This window comes from Flexithrix dorotheae DSM 6795 (assembly GCF_000379765.1).
In the GTDB taxonomy this organism is placed as follows: Bacteria; Bacteroidota; Bacteroidia; order Cytophagales; family Flammeovirgaceae; genus Flexithrix; species Flexithrix dorotheae.
In genome coordinates this window covers 1-20,406 of sequence record NZ_KB903459.1, presented here as the reverse complement: position 1 = coordinate 20,406, position 20,406 = coordinate 1, and the positions used below count along the sequence as shown (strand labels likewise).

Here is a 20,406-nt window from a genome sequence, read left to right as displayed (position 1 = left end):
GGGTGTGAAAAAAATTATTCTACTCTCAAAATCTTTCCTGAAGCAGAGGAGCAATTAAGCTGATTATCTTGTGCACAGATTTGAACCTTATAAAATAGCAATTGAGAAGTCGAAAAATTTTCTTTTAATTCTAAGGGAATAAAAATTGGAGACCTGCTATAAGTCATAGATCCTGTTTGCCTATGAATTTGATATCCAAGGGAGTTATAAAAAAGAATTTCATAATTGATATTGTCGCCAATAAATCCATGATCCAATTTAAAGGTAGTAGAATTGGAAAAAGGATTTGGGAATACTGTTACATTAGGTGCAATGTTTTTTTTAGGTTTTACAACCTCAAATAAAACAGTTTTACTGGTTTCATTTCCAAAGTTATCACTTACAATTATTTTAATATTGTGATATCCTTGTGATAGATTTAATAGGGGAAAGTTTATGTATCCATTTTTGAAATTATCTTTTTCAGTTACGTAATAATCATCAAGGTTATATTTTATATTAAGGCTGTCAGGATCTAAAATGGCTATAATTCCTGATTGATTTTTTTTACCCAGTCTAATTCCAGATTCATCATGAACATCCATTAACAAGGATGTATTTGGTGGTACTTTTCCTCCATCCTCAAAAAATCTGTTATGAATAAACAGATCAATTGCTGGTTGTGTTTTATCAGTGGGCGTGGGGGATAAGGTATCTGAGGTCAAAAAGTTGTCATAAACTCCTTGAGCATCCGTGTTTTCTTCTATTGAATAAGCGTAACATTGTATTTTGCCTTTTTTCAGGCTTATTTGATTATTATCTGAAATCATAAATAAAATTTCAAATTTTCCATTTTTAATGGATGCTTTACCGTTGAATAGGACATTATTTCTGTCAGTAAAACTCATTTTGGTATTTTCTTTTTCATTAGCCAAAGTAGTAATTTCGAGAGGGTCGCCATAGAGCGTCACTTCTAATTCTCCATTAAAATTGTTCTGAAAACTATTTTCCTGATAAATCTCTCCACTGATCTTTATTTCTCTTTTGGTGTATAATGTATCGGGTTCTCTATCTACTTGTTTTTCATTAATTCTGGTTATCTTAATTTCATTTTTTGGAAAAGATAATTGCATTGAAGGGTCGCCTAATAAGGTAAAGTTTCTATTGCTTATAATACCCGAGTTTGCATTTTTGATTTCCTTAATTACATCACCTAATCTTAGGTTTTGTCCATTAGGCTTATTGAATAGGATTTGAAAAAAGTCTTGGTTTAATTCAAAATTGTTATTTGAAAAAACAGATCTGGTATTTGTCATCAGAGCAATAGCCCCTCCATTTGGATTAAGAAGAGCATATTCAGCTCCTGATTTTTGAGTAGGTTGATCATATTTTCCATATTCACATGTTGCCGTAAATATTAGTGGCAAATTATTGTAATTATCCCAGGAGATAACATCTTTTAACCCTAATATTTGTTCAGATGCCCAGTTTTGATTTGAACCATGCCCTGTATAATTGACAATTAACGACCCCTTATGAATCTGTCTGGTAATATGCTCATTTAATTCAGGGGTTACCTCTCCATAAGCTGTCTCCAATTGGGGAAAAGCATCAGTAAATAATTTTGTAGAAACAATTTTGGGATAACTACCATGAACAAATTCGGCTAATCTATCAGCTTGTTTTTGATGTAAATTAAGATCTCCATCATCAGCTATAAAAGTTATGGAGTGACGCCAATTTCCAAAAGTTTTTTCACTGGTACTATAATGAATTAATTTGTCAACAATATCTTGAGCTTCCTTTTTTGTGGCAACTGGTAATCGTCCAATTCCTAATTCAAGAGTATAATTTTCATGATTCGTTTCTGACCACAATCCTTCACTTTCATCTAAAAAACCGTAATAGTCATCTGAAGTGTAACTATAAATAGGGTGTAGGGACTCCCTAGATTGATAAGTAGGTACCAGGTTGGTATTCTTTATAGAGCTATAAGTCTCAATGGTATTTTTATAGTCATAAGATCCATCTCCAAAAAGAAGTAAATATTTAAGTTTCTTTGAGTCTTTGAGATATAGATATCTTACAAAGTTTCTAATTGCTGAGATATCAGGTCGACCGGAAGAAAACTCGTTAAAAATTTGTTCTGTGGTAACTACTAATGCTGATAGTCCATCATTACTTTCTCTGAATTGTGCTAATTTTTTTGCTTCTTGGTAAAAAATAGAATTGGATATAATAAGTAAATCCGGAACGGATAAATTTAAAATATCCTGGTTTGAAATTTTACTAATAAATAATGGGTGAGAAATTTTATGTTGTTCGAAGGCAACAAATTCTTTGAGATTGTAGGAGTCGGTTGTAAATTCTAATCCATCAGCTCCTTCCTTAAATAGTTGATTTATGGGTTTTAATGGATTTGTGATATCCCAAAAAGTTAAGTCATTAGAGGTTTTAATTTTAAAAGTAGAGTAGGGGTTTTCTGTACTTTTTATGGATCTGAAAGAAAACGTTTCTCCTTCGTATATTAATTTTTTTTCAAAATTTATATTGAAAAAATCAAGGTATCCTATTGCTTCCAAAGAATTTTTAACAAACTTGATTACAAGTTTCAACCCATCAAGATTGGGTAAAGCAGCTGATTCTATGGTGAAGTTATCCTGAACTAATGCGCCTCCCAGACTTTTATTAATAGCAGGTATTTCTGTTTTTCCAACATTAGTGTCATTCAATAATAGGTTGAATTCACTATTTGAGGAAGACTTTGCCATCAAGGATATGGACAATTGTATCTGAGATGCCTTGGATATGTTTGTTATAGGGAATTTAAATTCAAAAGAGGGTTTACTCCCAAATTTTTCTCCAAACCATCTCCTTCCAGAATTTAATATATTGTATTCTTCTACCTCATGGAAAATATAGGCATTGTATGTATTTATAATATTGGAGGAGCTTGTGATAAGACTTTTCCTATTATCGATTAAAGAATTTTGGTTGTTGCTAATTTTTATAAAGTAATAATTTGTATCAGCATAAATATTTTGTTCTTTAATAAATTTTTGCTCATCGGATTGGTATGAAACTGTATGAGGGCTTTCTCCATAAAAAAGTAGGTAATTATTGCTAAATTTATTTGCGTTGGGATCAGAAAGGAAAATGGAGCATTCTTTTAATCCACTTAGATTTGCTGCTTGATTGCTTTGATTTAACATTCCGGAAAAGTCTCCAAAAACCTGAATATTTCTGGGATTAACCAAGGCTCCGGATATTCCATGTTTTTTTAAGAAATCATTGTCAATTTTATATATTCCGTTTTTAACAATTCCTACTTTTATTATTTCTCCTTCTTTAAGAATTGATTGACCATAGGATGTGATGTAAGGAAAAATAAGCAGGATTATTAGGCTATGAATATATAAAACATATATTTTTCCCTTTTTTGAAAAATATGTGTTTTTCCAGCAAAATTTTGCCACTAATTTGAAATGTTTTGTTAAACATCATCATGTTTTATAAACCTACCAGAATTATTGATTTTAAAAAATAGTTTGTAAAAAATTAAACCAAACTTTTTGGATTACTTACAAAAACCAAAATAATTCTGATCAAAACCTCGCTGTTTTATAGGTTCATTTTTTTAAAAAGTGGTTCAGGAATAGATTTTATGATAAGCATAATCCATTTCCACATCCATTTTACATAGATAGTGTTTTTTCTTTTTTGAACACCATTATAAATAGCTTTGCCAACTTGTTCGGGTTTTGCTGTTAAAATACCTGGTAGATCAAGTTCTGAAGTCATTTTTGTATAAACAAATCCTGGTTTTACACTTAAAACATGGACTCCTTTACTAGCTGTTCTATTTCTTAAGCCATCTAAGAAAGTTGAGAAACCAGCCTTTGCACTTCCATAAAAAAGTTTACTTTGTCGTCCCCGTTCTCCTGCTACCGAACTAATTCCAACAATTACACCATTACCTTTTTCTTCAAAGTCTTTAGCAATAATATTAAGGATTGATGCTGCCCCAGTGAAGTTTACATTGATCATTTTTTCTGCTTCTTCCCAGTTATCTCCGGCAATTTCCTCTTCTACCATGTATCCAAATACACATATCACAACATCAGGTTTTTTGGGGAGCCCTGAATAAAATGGTTTGTGGGATTTAAAATCGCTGGCATCAAATTTAAAAACATCTGTATTGACACCGAATCGTACATTTAAATCTGTTTTTAAGGGTAACAAATTTTCTATATTTCTGCCGGCAAGTTGAATGTCATGTTTTTCAGCTGCAAATTTTCGAGCTGTAGCCACTGCTATATCAGAAGTAGCACCCAGAATTAATATATTAGACATGAAAATTTTAGTTTATTAGAGATTAGATTACTTTATTCAAGTATTCTTTACATTAAGATAATTTTGGAGATATAAGTCTTTTAGATTGTAGAGATGAATATTTAAATTCTGGATTATATTTATTCACAATGGATAAAAACTGGTTAATATTTGGATAGGAATTCCAAAATACTTCTGAATTCATTCTGGCATCCTTTGTAAGATAAATTCTACCACCGTAGTTAAGGACAACTTTATCTAATTCATTTAAAAATTCAAATAATCCTTTTTTTATTGGAAAATCCAAAGCCAGGGTAAAACCTTCCATTGGGAATGATATTAAACTTTCTTGTTTTCCAAATAGCTTCAGGACTGCTAAAAATGAACCCATACCCTTTTTACTAATTCTGGTTAAAATATCAATTAGTCCTTTATGACTATTTTCAAGAGGTAATACAAATTGGTATTGTACAAACCCATTTTTTCCATACATTCTATTCCAATTTAATATGGAATCTAGAGGATAGAAAAAAGGCTCGTAAGGGATAATATTTTCAATCGTTCTTTTAGTATTCTTATGATAATAAAGAAAATTAAAGGACTTAATAGAAAAGGTATTTAGAATAAATCCAGGAAAGTTAAAAGGGATTGAAAGCTTCATTTTGGAGGGTAGAATTAAGGGATCTTTTTTTTTGATTTCAGATTTTTTAGCATGTTCTCCTACCATTAAAATACTACGCCCAAAATTTCTACCTTTTTTCAAACAATCTATCCAAGCCATTGAGTAGGTAGCCTCTTTATGTTCCTGGAATAAGTTAATGATTTCTTCTAAATTATTTGCTTTAATTTGCTTCTGTGAAATATAGGCAGTTTCAATTTGTTTGAGTTTAAATTTTACAGAAATAATTAAACCTGTCAAACCCATACCACCACATGTGGCCTCAAAAAGTTCTTTATTTGAGTTGGGGCCACAAATAACTATTTCTCCATTGGAAAGTAATATTTTTATATGAATCACATGGTTAGAAAAACTACCTTCTACATGGTGGTTTTTGCCATGTACATCTGAAGCCACTGCTCCACCTACGGTAACAAACTTTGTCCCAGGGGTAACGGGGAGAAACCATCCAGAAGGAACACTGAAATCTAATATATCAGCAAGGCTTACCCCACTTTCACATTCTATTTCACCTGTTTCTTTACTAAAGGATAAAACTTTATCAAATTTAAGTGTAGAAATTATGTTGTCTCCCAATGAAGCATCACCGTAACACCGTCCTAAGCCTCTTGCAATTATGTTTCCTTTAATGTGATTTATCTCAGATAATTCATTTTGAAAAGAAAACTGTTTTTCCTCAACATGAATTACTGGATAATTTCCCCAATTCGTAACCTTTTTTTTCATTCTCCAAAAATTTTAATACCTGGATAATATATTATGAAATAAAAGCTGGAAATCCATAATAAAAGACTAAACTGAATGAATTTATCCTTATAAAGGATACTTGTGGGTGACCCAGTGTCATTTTCTACAAAAGTAATTTGTAAGTATCTTAAAATACCTGAAATAACAAAAAGGCTGGTGTAATATACTCTATGAGTTCCCCATTGTTCTATAATTTCGTTTGATAATGCATATAATAAATAACTTACAATAGTAATTGCTGATAACATAGCCAAAGTTACATTCATAAACTCAAGATTATATCCTTTGACCACTTTCCGCATTGTAGTTCCCGAATTTATTTTTAATAACACATCATCTCTTCGTTTTGCAAATGCCATTATCAGTGCTAAAAGAAAAATCATTAAGGTTAACCATTCTGAAACATAAATGTCACTTAAGGCACCTCCACTTTTTACCCTTAAAACAAAGCCTATTGATACAATAATTACATCTAAAATTGAAATATTCTTTAGGCCAAACGAATAACCTAAATTTAGAATGAAATAAATCATTAAAATCACTAAAAACTTAGTTTGTAAGAAAAATGCAACTCCAAATCCGGTTATTAAACAAAGAAATAATACTATAATAGCCTGGCTTTTTGAAACAGTACCTGCAGCTAGTGGTCGCTTTGATTTTTTTGGATGTTTCTTATCTGCTTCAATATCCCTATAATCATTAAGAATATAAACACAGCTCGCAATTAAACTAAAACAGAGAAACCCGATAAGGGTTGTGATTATTTTTGAGAGTTCTAAAATTTCTCCTGCAAAAAATAGGGGAATAAATAGAAAAGAATTTTTTACCCATTGTTTAGGGCGTAAAAGGTTTATGATTTCCACAAAAAATAGCTTTAGATATTTATTTGGGCCGAATATATAATTTTATCTTTTTAAGATGAAAAGCCTAATATTAAAATTAACTAATATTTAAATTTTGATATTTGCTATTGTTTTATTTATAAGTTGATTTTTAAAAAGTGGTTTTTTGATTTGTGGGATGTTATTGTTGGCTGGATAAACCATTAATACATGTAAGAAAAAAAATAAAATGTTAACAATAAATAATAAATGGATGCCTTTATTTGTGAGTTAAAATTGTTTACTGTTATTTTACGCGGGGTTTACAAGAGACCTTAATAATAATAAGGAATTAATCCTTAATCCATTTCCAATCATAATCATACCTATTACTTTTAATCTATAGCTAAGTTTCCTACTGCTAATATGGAAAGTATTTTGAGCAAGGGAACAAGCAGAAATTAATTAAATATTCATATATAAATAGTCATTCTATTTAGTTGCTCTAATATTTATGCAAAAACAAGTAAGACTTAATTCTAGGCTTCATAGTATGGATGCTTTAAGGGCTATAACTATGTTTTTGGGAGTTGTACTACATGCTGCAATGTCTTATCAATTACACCCCAGAAGTGGGTGGCCTCAAGATAGTCATTCAGCTAACATAGTGTATGATTTTGTATATCAATGGATACATTCTTTTAGGATGCCATTATTTTTTTTAATCGCAGGTTTTTTTACACGTTTTCTTTACTTAAAAATTGGGCATGCATCCTTTTTAAAACATCGTATAAAAAGGATATTAATTCCTTTTTTGGTTGGTTTAGTTTTAATTGTTCCAATAACAGCTTTCCCATTTCATTTCTATAATTATTTTATTTCAAATGAGGAATCCTTTAAAACGTCCATCAGTTTGGCTGTTCAAGCTTCAGTCAGGTGGAATGGTGTAATTCATTTATGGTTTTTATACTACCTTATAATTTTTTATAGCATTTTTTTAGGTATTAAATGGCTATTGGAAAAAACAAAATTTAAGGCCCTAAATAATAACTTCACTTTTTTACCCACTACTATTAATATAATAGTATTATCTGTGCTCCTTTTTGTGATTCAATTTCTCTTTTTAGATGTAAAAGTAGAACCTTGGACAGGTATTAAAATTAAGTGGAGTTTGATATTGTATTATGGTCTGTTCTATTTTGTTGGGTATGCCATGCAAAGGAATATAAACTCATTGCAAGTGTGTAATTTTGTTTATAAGTACTATCTGATAATAGGCACCTGTTTAAGTATCGTAAATTTTTACCTAATCTATACCAATACCTATGATATAGCATTTTTTGGTTTTTTTAATATTACCGTATTAAAGGCATTCACTGCTATACAAACTAATTTGCTCCTGTTTGGTATGTTAGGTTTTTTTATGACAGCTTTTGAAAAGGAACAAAAACTCCTGAGATATTTTTCCGATGCATCTTATTGGGTTTACCTGATTCACCTGCCAATTGTTGTAGGATTGCAAGTGTTATTTTTAGAAGTGAATTACTTTGATCACTTTAAGTTCGGCATAATCTTACTCCTGACAACTATCATCACCTTAGTCACATACCACGCTTTTGTTAGATATTCAATTATTGGGATATATCTTCATGGAGAGCGCCAAAAGGAGGTATTAATACAATCTATTAAATTTTAAATTTTTCATATTAACTAACATGAAAAAAACTTTCATTTACTTACTAGTAGCAATTGCATTTTTCCTAAGCTCCAATATGGTCTTGAGTCAAGTTCTTGATCCTAATGATCCTATTGTAGAGTATGATGAAGTAAACCCTCCAGCCCAACCCCCCTATGGGCAAATAGGTAAGTGGGTGATTACGCCTGGGGTAAATTGGAACTCAGATCAGTGGAAGTCATATATCTACAAAGGTGTGCCTTTCAGATTGAGGTTTCCAAATAATTACGACCCGTCAAGAGCAGAAGAATATCCTATGATATTTATCTTGCATGGCTATGGTTTTAAGGATGGTACGATATATCTAAATGACCGCCACCTGAATAATGCAGGTGCAGATGCATTTGAAAAAGCTATAAATAATGGTAAGTATGATGGGTTTGTTATTGCTCCACAAGCAATTTCCAAATTCTCTTTACCTATATTTCAGGCATTATCAGAGCTTGTAACTAAATTTGATAATGAACTTCACCTGGATATCAATAGAGTTTCGCTCAATGGAAGGTCTGGTGGGGCAGTTTCTGTGTGGGATTTTATTGCAGAACATCCAAAACTTTTTTCTTCTGCTTTGCCCATCAGTGGGATATCTCCAGGGTCAGCCAGTAAAATAGGAGATTATAAGTTTACCCCTATCTGGGTGTTCCAAGGGGAGAAAGACAAGGGACCTTATCCCTACCAAACGGAGGCGCTTGTATCACAAGTTGAAGCTGCAGGAGGGGACATTACCTACAAGCTTTATTTAGGAAAAGGGCATGGTATTATGTCAACTGTTTATGCCGAAAATGATTTCTTTCCATATATGCTTGAGTCAAACAAAGTAAACCCATGGGTGTTGTATGGCCAACATGAGTTTTGTCCAGGAGATCCTGTGGATATTACGGTGGGAGTAACTCCAGGTTTTGATGGTTATGAATGGAGAAAAGATGGCGTGTTATTAACAGGTGAAACGGAAAATACTATTCAAGTTACTGAGTATGGTGTATACGATGTCCGTATAAAAAGAGGGAATGAATGGTCGTATTGGTCACCAAAACCAATGGTTGTAGGAGAGAAGGCTACTACAGTGACTCCTCCTATTACTGTGAGAGAAGGAATGAGTAATGTACTGCCATCAGCTGATGGCAGTACAAGTGTAACCCTCGAATTGCCAGAAGGGTATGAGTCTTACGAATGGCAAAAAGTAGGTAATGGAACTGTACTCGGTACATCAAGTACACTTGTAGTTTCCGAGCCAGGTGAATATATAGCCCGGGTTACAGAAAAGTTTGGATGTTCCAGTAATTTTTCTACTCCGTTTAAAGTAGTAGACGCCTCGGGAACTGGTGCTCCAGATGAACTGAATGGTTTGGTGGCATATGCTATCTCCAAAACAGAGATTCAGCTAAATTGGAGCGATAATCCAAATGCAACTTATAATGAAACAGGATTTGAAATATACAGAAGCTTAGAGGCAGGAACTGGCTATACACTTGTTCATGTGACAGGTGCTGATGAGTTGTCGTTCCTAGATACAGAGTTGTCACCTAATACGGAATATTTTTATATTCTAAGACCAATTAATGAAGAGGGGGCTGCTCCTGTTTCTGTGGAAGTGTCTACTCAAACACAAGTCGATAGTGAAGATCCTACTGCTCCAAGAGACCTTTATGCTGAGTCTGTAAGCTCAACACAAGTTACTTTGAAATGGAAAGCATCTAGTGATAATGTAGGGGTATACAAATATGATGTATATCAGAATGGACAAAAAGCCTTGGTAGTTGATGATACAGAGGTTACAGTTTACAACTTAATTGCTGGGAAAGCATATAACTTTTCGGTGGTGGCACGTGATGTAACAGGAAATGAGTCTGCTCAGAGTAATCAGGTAGTGATTGCTGCATTAGACCCATATTTAAACTATAAATATTATGAAGGCACCTGGAGTGTTCTTCCTGATTTTAATACGCTTACTCCGGTAAAAACAGGTACGACTGCTAATGTGGATCTGGGTTTAAGGGATATAAATTCTTATTACGCTTTTATGTGGGAAGGCTTTATCAATATTCCAGTAGCAGGTACTTACACATTTGAAACGCGCTCAGATGATGGAAGTAAATTATATATAGGCAACTATGATGAGGCAAATCTTGTGGTCAATAATGATGGGACACATAGCTCTAGATACCGGGAAGGGACATATAATTTTACCTCACCGGGCGATTATCCAATCGTGATGACTTATTTCCAAGGAGGAGGAAGCGGTAGAAGAATGGAAGTTTATTGGAAAAATACGGCACATGGAGTAACATCAAGGCAACTGATTCCCGATAATGCTTTCCGGGCAGGCTTTGATTTTCCTGATGATCCTCCTGCAACTCCTACTGAAATTGGAGCTACAGCTGTTTCATATGATCAAATAGACCTTACTTGGCTGGATAATAGTGATAACGAAACTGGTTTCCAAATATACAGATCTACATCCCTGGAGGGTAGTTATTATTCTGCTGGTACTGTTGAAGCAGATGCTACAAGTTTCAATGATAGTGGGCTGGATGCTTCTACTACCTACTACTATAAAGTTCAATCTTTAAACGATTATGGAGTATCAGCGTTTCAGCCATTTTTACCAAGTGCTAAAATGCAATTGAGATTTGAAAATGATTTTTCAAATGATACCGATAATGGGCTGAATGCTATGCCAGCAGGAAATCCTGTATTTAATACTAATGATGTTAAAGAAGGCATAGCGTCTTTGACTTTTGATGGTTCAGATGATTGGTTTTCATTAGGCAGTGGTTCTGGTGAGTTTCACGATGAGTTTACTGAAAGAACTGTAGCTTTTTGGATGAAACCAGCTTCCATTACAGGAAAGAAAGTTATCTATGATGAGGGTGGAACTACCAATGGTTTTGCTATTCGTTTAGAAAATAGTCAAATAGAACTTGCGGTAAGAGATGGTAGCAATCAAAAAACAATAGGTTCTACAGTGGCTTTAGATACTTGGGTACATGTGGCTGCAGTTTTTAGCAATGGTAGGTTAAGCTTGTATTTAGATGGTGAGGAAAAAGCTGTTGATCCGAATACTGGTTATTCAGATGTGAGTGCACATAGCAATGAGGCGGGTCTGGGTGCTACAAATGGTTCCTCTAATGCTTTTGGGGATAATGGGAGCTTTTACCAGGGTTTAATGGATGATTTAAGGGTTTACAGGAAAGCATTAAGTATAGAAGAAATTCAGAAATTAGCATCTGGAGAAAACGAAGTAAAACCATATGCTACAACATTGTTACTTCCTCCAGCACCAATGAACCCTGCTAATTTTACTGCAACAGCAATCTCTTCTACTGCAATTTCCTTGACCTGGGGAGATTTGAGTGATAACGAAACAGGTTTTGAAATTTATCGATCTGTTGGCAATAGTAATAATTACATTCTGCAGGAAACACTGGATGCGAATACTACATCTTATAATGAAGAAGGACTTTTTGCTAATGTAACATACTTCTATAAAGTTGTTGCGTTCAACGTGGGAGGAAGTTCTGATCCTCAGGAAGCCTCTATCAAGACACTTAATAACGAACCAATACTTTCGGATATAGGCAACCAAACCATGAGGCATAGTACCGAATTGTTTGTAAACCTTTTTGGAGAAGATGAAGATGGTGATAATCTTACTTATTCTGTAAATGGACTACCTTCTTTTGGTGAACTAACAGATTATGGGGATGGTTCTGCTTTATTACTATTTAGTCCTGTTGCTGCAGATAATGGTAATTACCCAAATATTGAAGTCGTTCTTTCTGATGGATTTGGAGGAGTAAAAAGTGAAATATTCTCTTTAGAGGTTGGTGATAATTATGTGCCTGAAATAACTCCATTATCTAACATATCTATTTCTGAAAATGATTCTATCGAAATACATCTTTCTGCTACAGATCAAAATGGGGTATCGGATCTTGTCTGGACGGTAACAGGATTACCTTCTTTTGGTATTATGAATTCTGATATAAATACGGGAACAGCAATACTCTCTTTTGCTCCAGGGCTTTCAGATGTGGGTTCATACCCTATTCAAGTAAGTGTTACAGATCCTGATGGGGCTGTTGATACAGAAACATTTACTTTAGTGGTAGAAGATATAACAGTTGGCCTCGAAATATATGTGAACTTAAACGGACCATCATATGATGAAAGTACTCCCTGGAATAATACACACGGAGATCCTTCAAATGGTTCTACATTCGGACCATTTATAGATGCTAGTGGAGGTACTACAACTGTAGAAATGCGAACTTCGGACTTTGGGGTCAATACACTAGGTTCAACTTCAACTAGTGGAATATATCCTTCAAATGTGATGCAGACATCCTACTGGTCTAGTCGAACATCCGAGAGTTTTACACTGACGGGATTGCCTACAAATTATGAATATGAACTAATCTTCTTTGGCAGTCGCGATGAAGGAGGGCTAACAAATAGAACAACGGATTATACAGTTAATGGCCAGACAGTATCTCTAAATGCTTCAAAGAACAGTACAGAGACTGTTTCACTTTCTGGTCTAACGGCAGATGCGTCTGGAGAGATTACTGTTACGGTATCTAAAGGTTATGGATCGGCTTATAGTTATCTCAATGCTCTAATTGTGAAAGGGTCATTAGATGATGGTACTTTACCAGCTGCTCCTAAAGACCTTTCAGCAGCGCTTGCTGCAGGTCCTTCCATAGCATTATCTTGGCTTGATGTAGCTTATAATGAGCAAGGATATGAGGTATGGCGTTCTACAGTAGAGAATGGCACTTATGAGTTGCTGAACCCTGGTGCTACTGCAGCAGATGTGTCCGCTTATGTCGATGGTACTGTATCAGGTAGTACAACCTATTTTTATAAGGTGAGAAGTGTGAATCAGTACGGGGAGTCTGAGTTTAGTGGAACTGTTTCCGTAGAAACACCAAATGCTCCTCCTTTAATATCTCCTATTGGAATCGTAGGTGTGAAGAGTGGAGAAATACTCCAGTTATCTGTCAGCGCCACTGATTCAGACCCAGGAGATATAGTAACGTTATCTACTGAGGGACTACCTGGATTTGCGACATTTGAAGATCAAGGTTCCGGTAACGGAATGTTTACTCTTTCTCCTCAAGTTGGAGATGAAGGAAATTATATTATTAGCCTTACTGCAGTAGACGAAAATGGAGGAAGTGCTCACCAAAATATTGAAATCGTTGTAGTAGAGGCTGGTATTGCTACAACCTATATTAATTTCACAAAAGATAGTCCTGAAGGGTTTCCTTGGAATAATACACAAGCTATTCCAAATGCCAATTTATCCATTTCTAATTTATTGGATGACTCCGGAAGTGATACAGGTGTAGGTCTTACCCTCCTAGATGGATGGACTGGATATGATGACATTGCAGGTATGGGTACTGGTGATGAATCTGGTATTTATCCTGATAATGTAATGAAATCTTATTATTGGGATAATTCAACAAATATCAAGCGCATAAAAATGTCAGGGCTTTCCAATACACATAAGTACAATTTTATCTTCTTTGCCAGTAGAAATGGGGGAGGAGATAGAACGACCAATTATTCAATAGGTGGAGAGACAGTGTCCCTTAATGCAGCATATAACAGCGCAAACACAGTACAAATTAATGGGATTTCTCCTGATAGTGTAGGCGAGGTTTTGATCAATGTTCAGAAAGCTTCTACTGCAAGTTATGGCTATATCAATGCCTTGATTATACAAGCATATGAGGATGATGGATTGCCTTTTATGCCTTCAGACCTTATCGCAAAAACACTGTCAAAGTCAGCTTTAGAGCTTAATTGGGAAGATAATTCAGATAATGAAACTGGCTTTGAAATTTGGAAGTCAAATACGTTGAATGGTAATTATAATATGGTGGCCACGGTAGGAGTTGATGTTACTTCATTTACTGACTCATTACTAGAAACCGGATCTGCTCACTATTATAAAGTAAGAGCGATCAATGCTATTGGAGAATCTGATTTTAGCAATATTTCTGAAGGTAGAACCTTAGTATTTGCTGTATATATGAATTTCAACGAAACAGATCCAGCAGCAGAACCTTGGAATAATACCAGTGCATTTCCATTAGTAGGGGATTATTATGCTGATTTAAAAAATGATGAAGGAAATCCAACAGGAATTAACCTGGAAGTTACCAGTAATTTTGATGGAGTTAATCCTTATGGCATGATCACTGGAGATGATTCGGGAATTGTTCCTGATAATGTAATGAGAAGTTCCTATTGGTTAGATTATGGCAATACTGGCCAACTGACACTTTCTGGACTGAGTAGTTTTTTTGAATATAATCTTGTGTTTTTTGGCAGTAGAAATGGAGGAGGTGATAGAACAACGGTTTATACGGTAGGAACTGAATCTGTTTCATTAAATGCATCCTATAATACTCAAAACACAGCCGTATTAAATGGAATTTCTCCAAACGGAAATGGAGAAATTACTATAGATATAGATTTAGGCCCAAATGCTTCTTTTGCATATATTAATGGTTTAGTTATACAGGCCGTAGAAAAAAATGCAGGGAATTTAAGAAAGTCCTCTCAATCGTTGAGTGAAGATAATGGAATCAATAATATCACTGATATAGTTGATATTTATCCTAATCCTTTTCTGAATACTTTGAACCTGGATTTCGAAATAGTAACTGATGAAATGGTTGATATTACTTTAAGAGATTTGAGTGGAAGAACTATTTATTCTAGAAAGGGAATGCAAATTAATGCTGGAAAAAGTACCATGTTATTAGATTTTTCAAATGAAGTAGTTTCATTTAGCAGCGGATTATATTTATTAGAGGTAAATGGAGTTACGGTAGGAAAAAATATCTTTAAGGTAATCAAAAGATAAAAAACAGGTAACTCTTACAACTATCCTAATTTCTATTTTTAAAAATAGAAATTAGGATAGTTTTGGTTTTGTTGTGTATTTGCTATAGTAAAGTGTATCAAAAAAAAGGTTGTTCATTGAACAGTTGTTGCTTTGCAATATTTAACCATAGTACATATTTAAAAATGTATTAATAAAACCATTTGGTTATTTTGATACTTCTTGAGTATTTTTATTGCATGAAAGGAGTAATCTTTGTAAGAGTATCTAAAAAAGAACAAGATTTTGAAAGACAACTTCAGGATTTGCGTACCATTGCAAAATCTATGAAGATAAATATAATAAAAGAGATTACTGAAAAAATTGGAGGAAGTACTTCGAATAAAAAAAGAGAGGGTATTCAGGAATTATTGTTTTTGGCTCAAACCGGCCAAATTGAAAAAGTTTTAGTACAAGAAGTTTCAAGGTTGGGGAGGTCTACAGTAGAAGTATTAAAAATAGTCGAAGAATTGACTAAATACGAAGTGAGCATTTATGTGCAAAACTTTGGAATAGAAACCTTAAAAGATGGGAAAAAAAATCCAGTTGCTCAGTTTCTTTTCACCATATTAGCTGAATTTTCCAGATTAGAAAAAGAAACATTGAGGGAAAGAATTTTATCTGGATTAGCAGAAGCAAGACGTAAGGGAGTAAAAATTGGAAGACCGAAGGATAGCCGTAAAGTAGATATAGATTATTTAAAAGGTTATCCTAAGGTGGTAAAGTGTCTTAAAGGAGGATTTAGTTTGAGACAAACTGCTAAATTAAGTGAGGTTTCTGTTAATACGGTTAGGCGTGTTAAATTAGCTTTGGAAAACAAAATTTAAATGTACTTAAGTTTTGTTTATTTTTTTAACTGAAAATAGTGGATTATTCTATAAAATGATCTTATCCAAGATACGCTCTAACTAAAATTTCTTCTTTATAAGCAATCATTCATTAATACGCTGAACTGCGAAGTTGTTTTGAGATGGTTTTCTAATATTATGTTTTAAATAATTTTTTAAAATAAATAAGATGAATTAGTTACATGATCCTTTTATGAAGGAAACTTAACTTTAAATCTGAAAAATATTAAAACTATAAATTTCACTATTTGCCTGACTTTTTATGAAAGTTTTTGTATATCTTCTATTTTTTCTGGTAAACTTAATTGTACTTGTAAGTCCGATTATAGCTCCTAAAGATTTTTGGTTTGCTGGGGTGATTGTCCAATTGATTCCCCTTTTTTTTGTTATCAATTCTTTCTTGGTTTTAATTTTTTTGATAAAAGGTAAAAAAAGAATTTTATTCCCCTTTTTATTTGTTATCCCTTCCTTCATTTTTTTCTTTGGTGCTACATATCAATTTCCATCTAATAATATTCCTGAAATACAGAATACTACTAGTATAGTTAGTTACAATACCAGTTTTTTTAATAAGAAAACTACTTTTTCTGAAGAATACTATGATCCTCTATCAAATACTGATGCAATAGAGATAAATGATTGGTTGAAAAGTAATAATGCAGATATTATCTGTTTGCAAGAATTCTTTGATGATGTAAACTCTAGTATTCTTAATAATGTAGCTTCTATATCGGAGGCTGGAGGCTACTACCATAATTTTGTTTATAAACAAAAACATGATAATGGTATTAGAGAAGGTTTGATAATTTTTTCAAAATACCCCATTATAGAAAAAGGAACAGTCTTTTTAAGTGAAAACCATTATAATGGGGCAATTTATGCCGATTTGAAAATTAATTCCGACACAGTAAGAATAATAAATGCCCATTTGGAATCCATGAGACTAGGATCTAAAGCCAATTATTTAACGGGACTTATTAAAGCATATAAGAGAGGAGTTGTAAAACATAACCTTCAATTGGAGCAGCTATTATCCTTTATAAAAAACACACCTTATAAAATGATTTTATGTGGAGATTTAAATGAGACACCTTATAGCTTTGTTTATAATAAGTTGGGAAATGATTTATATAATGCATTTGAAAATGGAGGAAGTGGTTTTGGGTTTTCTTATAACAGTAGCATTTTACCTTTTTTGAGAATTGACAATCAATTTTATGATACAAGGATAAAGCTTATTAGATTTGATACAAAAATGGATTGTAAAGCTTCCAAACATTTTCCTATTATTGGAATATACGCCTTATAACTATAGTATGAGAATTATCATCAGTTTTATTTTTGTTTTTATTGTATGTACAATGGCTAAAGCGCAAAATATAAGTGGTGAAAATATGAGGTTTTATTCTAATAAATTTTTTGGCTTAAACGGAGGGTACAAAATCTCAAATACCTTTGGTGATGTTTTACTTAAAGAAGATGTAATTAAGGAAAACTATCATTCAGTATATGCTTTTTATATAGGAGTAGAAGGTGTTTTTGATATCAATAATTTACTGGGTATAAAAGGGGGCGTGGTTTGGGGGCCGCAGGGATTAGAGACAAATACTATTTTTGAAGATATAACCTTAAAAAAAAAAATTATTCGAAATTATATTGAGCTACCTATAACGCTTAATTTAAAATTATCCAAATCAACGACTTTTTTAAGGTCTAACCTATTTGCTGGACCTCAAGTTGGTTTTTTAATCAATGCAGATGAAGATATTTTAGAAATAGATAATCAAACAAATATTTCTCAGGTAATAATTGAAAAACAAGATGTTACGCATAAATTTAATAAAGTTGATTTTGGTTTTACATTAGGGTCATCATTTGACCTTAATTTAACTTATCGATTAGTTTTAAGTTTTAACTTGAGAGGTTACTTAGGGCTTTCAAATATTAATAATATTGAGAAAGAAAATATAAACTTTATCAACACAAAAAATTTGGGTCTATTTATCGGAACCAGTTTGTTATTTGGTAATTAAAATTCGCTTATATATAATTTTACTAAAATATCATCAACTGAATAACCTTCGATGTTATCATTTTCCATTTTCTCTGTAAGAACTGATTCTGAATCAATTCCTAAGTATTCTAAATATTGAGAAATAACAAATACCCTCCTGCTTACTAAGTTGTTAGTGTTGTTTTCGTTGGATTTGTATAATAATCCTATTTTCAACTCTGGTTTAGATTTTATTTTATTTACAATAAACCAGAGGAGTTCTTTTTCATCTGAGTTTAAAAGAATTGATTCAGGAGCAAAAGAAATCACACATTTACTTTGGGGTAAATTTAGTATTTGTTCTATTTCATTCTCTTTTAGAAATAAAAAATTATTTTTTGTTTTTAAATTGTTGTTATGAGTATTAGGCAAGCTTAATTTTAAAATACTTGTCAGATTATATTCGTTTTTTTTGACAATAAAACCAATACTATCACTCACAATGCTAAAATATAATTCATCATTTTTTGTATTTATACTGTTTCCTATATTTTTTGGTAGTTGCCAAACTTTCCACGAATTATGAAGGTTTTTTGAATAAAGCACATCAAATTCTCCATATCCCTTATGACCATTACTTGAAAAATAAAGGGTGTTATTTTTTTCATCCAAAAAAGGAGTGACTTCATCATTCTTTGTATTTATAGTTGGTCCTAAATTCATTAAATCAGACCACTCATCTGTATTTTTTTTTGTAGATAAATAAAGATCATATGATTCATTACCCTCTTTCTTGTTCCACATACTGATAATGATTAAATCACAAGCTTTATTCATGAAAAAACTATGAATATTGTTTGCTTTCACACCATTAAACTTAAGCTCTTTAGGCATACTCCAAAGGTTAGATATTTTTTCTGAGAAAAATAAACCTTTGAATTTACTTGGTTTTGAATACTTTGAATTAGGCTTTTTACCATTCACGAAGTAAATAATATCTTTTGAGGAATTTATTCCGATAATATTATTTGATAAGTTTTTTTTGTAGTGATCATTGTTATTGTTTTTAATGTTGTCTAAGTCAAACCAATGTTTTTCTTTTGATAAGATTCCTCCATAATAACCACTGCCAAACTTTAAATTTCTAACAAAGAAAAACTTACTATCATTATTGGATATAATAGGTTCTCCAGAGAAAAATTCACTATTGTTATTTGTTGATTTAGGGTCTTGTGAGTATGAATTAGTATAACTGACAAGTTTTAATAATAAAATAAATAGGTAAAAATAAATTTTAGCCATTTTGTTAGTTAACAATGATATACTTTTACAATTTTGGAAAAATACTAATAATTACATTAAAATGAATGGTATTTAATTAAATCATATTGCGTATAAAATTTTTATATACTGCAAGGTGGTTATAAAAAAATCTCCTCAACAAACTTTTTAAAGTTAGCTGAGCTTATTCTTAATCAGGAGCTTTAGTTTAAGTTTTTATGATTTTTTTTGAGATGATATTACTTCCGGCATTGATTTTTAAGAAATATAACCCTTTTCTTAATGAAGATAGGTCTAGAGTTTTCTTTATAAACAGGTTTTGTTTATTTACTGCTAATTCCTTTACATTTTTACCCTGTATATCTATTATTGAAATATAAACTTTTCCAAAAAAATTATTATCCAATTCAAAGGAGATTTGCTCTGTAAAAGGATTGGGATAAGTCACTAGCAGTGTTCTATTTTTATCTTTTTGTAGGTCTCCTGTAGGCAACATTTCTTCCCCTTTTCCTGAAAGAGTGATCATCTTTTCGAAAGGGTTTGCATCTGAAAAAATAATTAAATTTCTAAAACAGGAAAGACTGTCTTGAGGTTTAAAAAATACTTTTATTACTTTAGATTGATTGGCTTCAATTATTCCTGCATTCCAGTTCGTATAAAAAGGAGTAGGAATATTCATGGAATCTATTGACACTGGTTGTGCACTTAAATTTACAATAGTAAATTCCAATTCCGAAGAATCTCCGAGATATACTTCTCCAAAATCAAGCTGATCAGTGCTAAATCTTATCCTTCTTGTATCTCCTTCTCCTCCCTCTTTCAGGTATTCCATTGGTCCGATATCGAAAGCATCTCCCTGAGGTCTTTGGTTGAGGTAAAAGTCGAAGTTAATGCCATATTCACTCACATCTATACCTTTGTCTTCCACCAGACTTTTCAGGTTGGTAGAATCAGTGACCACGATATTGGCTTGTTTAACATTACCCTGTTGTGGTTCACCGTTCAGGATATTGTTGATGATTCTACTGGTACCAGTTTGATTAGCTCCAATAATTGTGTGTCTAGCATTCTTATGAGCAAACACCATATT

General features: G+C 32.6%; 11 protein-coding genes. 5 read left to right on the top strand and 6 right to left on the bottom strand.

Features of this window, described 5'->3' with window-relative positions; all coding sequences use genetic code 11:
* Window positions 1-14 precede the first annotated feature (14 nt).
* From porU to A3EM_RS0125660, 4 genes are all read right to left on the bottom strand, one after another.
* Window positions 15-3,455: a type IX secretion system sortase PorU gene (gene porU / locus A3EM_RS0125675; protein WP_020531115.1), complete on the bottom strand. Its 3,441-nt coding sequence runs from the start codon at window positions 3,453-3,455 to the stop codon at window positions 15-17.
* Between the two features lie 145 nt (window positions 3,456-3,600).
* Window positions 3,601-4,332, bottom strand: coding sequence for an SDR family oxidoreductase (locus A3EM_RS0125670; RefSeq protein ID WP_020531114.1), 732 nt, complete (start codon window positions 4,330-4,332; stop codon window positions 3,601-3,603).
* A 52-nt stretch (window positions 4,333-4,384) separates the two neighbouring features.
* Window positions 4,385-5,716 (bottom strand): FAD-binding oxidoreductase, encoded by a 1,332-nt coding sequence (locus A3EM_RS0125665; RefSeq protein ID WP_020531113.1) that lies wholly within the window; start codon window positions 5,714-5,716, stop codon window positions 4,385-4,387.
* Entirely contained in the window at window positions 5,713-6,600 is an 888-nt protein-coding gene (locus tag A3EM_RS0125660) for a decaprenyl-phosphate phosphoribosyltransferase (protein WP_020531112.1), read from the bottom strand. The genes A3EM_RS0125665 and A3EM_RS0125660 overlap by 4 nt, the downstream gene beginning before the upstream one ends.
* Before the next feature lie 472 nt (window positions 6,601-7,072).
* On the opposite strand from A3EM_RS0125660, the gene A3EM_RS0125650 reads away from it, so the two are divergent.
* From A3EM_RS0125650 to A3EM_RS0125630, 5 genes are all read left to right on the top strand, one after another.
* Complete coding sequence (locus A3EM_RS0125650; RefSeq protein WP_020531110.1) at window positions 7,073-8,254, top strand: acyltransferase family protein; 1,182 nt, start codon at window positions 7,073-7,075, stop codon at window positions 8,252-8,254.
* Between the two features lie 76 nt (window positions 8,255-8,330).
* Entirely contained in the window at window positions 8,331-15,176 is a 6,846-nt protein-coding gene (locus A3EM_RS0125645; protein ID WP_169513403.1) for a fibronectin type III domain-containing protein, read from the top strand.
* A 218-nt stretch (window positions 15,177-15,394) separates the two neighbouring features.
* Window positions 15,395-16,021 (top strand): recombinase family protein, encoded by a 627-nt coding sequence (locus A3EM_RS0125640; protein WP_020531108.1) that lies wholly within the window; start codon window positions 15,395-15,397, stop codon window positions 16,019-16,021.
* 283 nt (window positions 16,022-16,304) lie between these two features.
* Entirely contained in the window at window positions 16,305-17,351 is a 1,047-nt protein-coding gene (locus A3EM_RS43675; protein ID WP_020531107.1) for an endonuclease/exonuclease/phosphatase family protein, read from the top strand.
* A gap of 52 nt (window positions 17,352-17,403) precedes the next feature.
* Window positions 17,404-18,075 (top strand): porin family protein, encoded by a 672-nt coding sequence (locus A3EM_RS0125630; protein WP_157638087.1) that lies wholly within the window; start codon window positions 17,404-17,406, stop codon window positions 18,073-18,075.
* Here the strand turns inward: A3EM_RS0125630 and A3EM_RS0125625 are convergent.
* Both A3EM_RS0125625 and A3EM_RS43670 read right to left on the bottom strand, forming a co-directional pair.
* Window positions 18,072-19,337, bottom strand: coding sequence for a PD40 domain-containing protein (locus A3EM_RS0125625; RefSeq protein ID WP_020531105.1), 1,266 nt, complete (start codon window positions 19,335-19,337; stop codon window positions 18,072-18,074). The genes A3EM_RS0125630 and A3EM_RS0125625 overlap by 4 nt on opposite strands.
* Window positions 19,338-19,524: 187 nt before the next feature.
* Window positions 19,525-20,406: T9SS type A sorting domain-containing protein (locus A3EM_RS43670; protein WP_044239823.1), on the bottom strand; the 882-nt coding region annotated here is incomplete at its 5' end.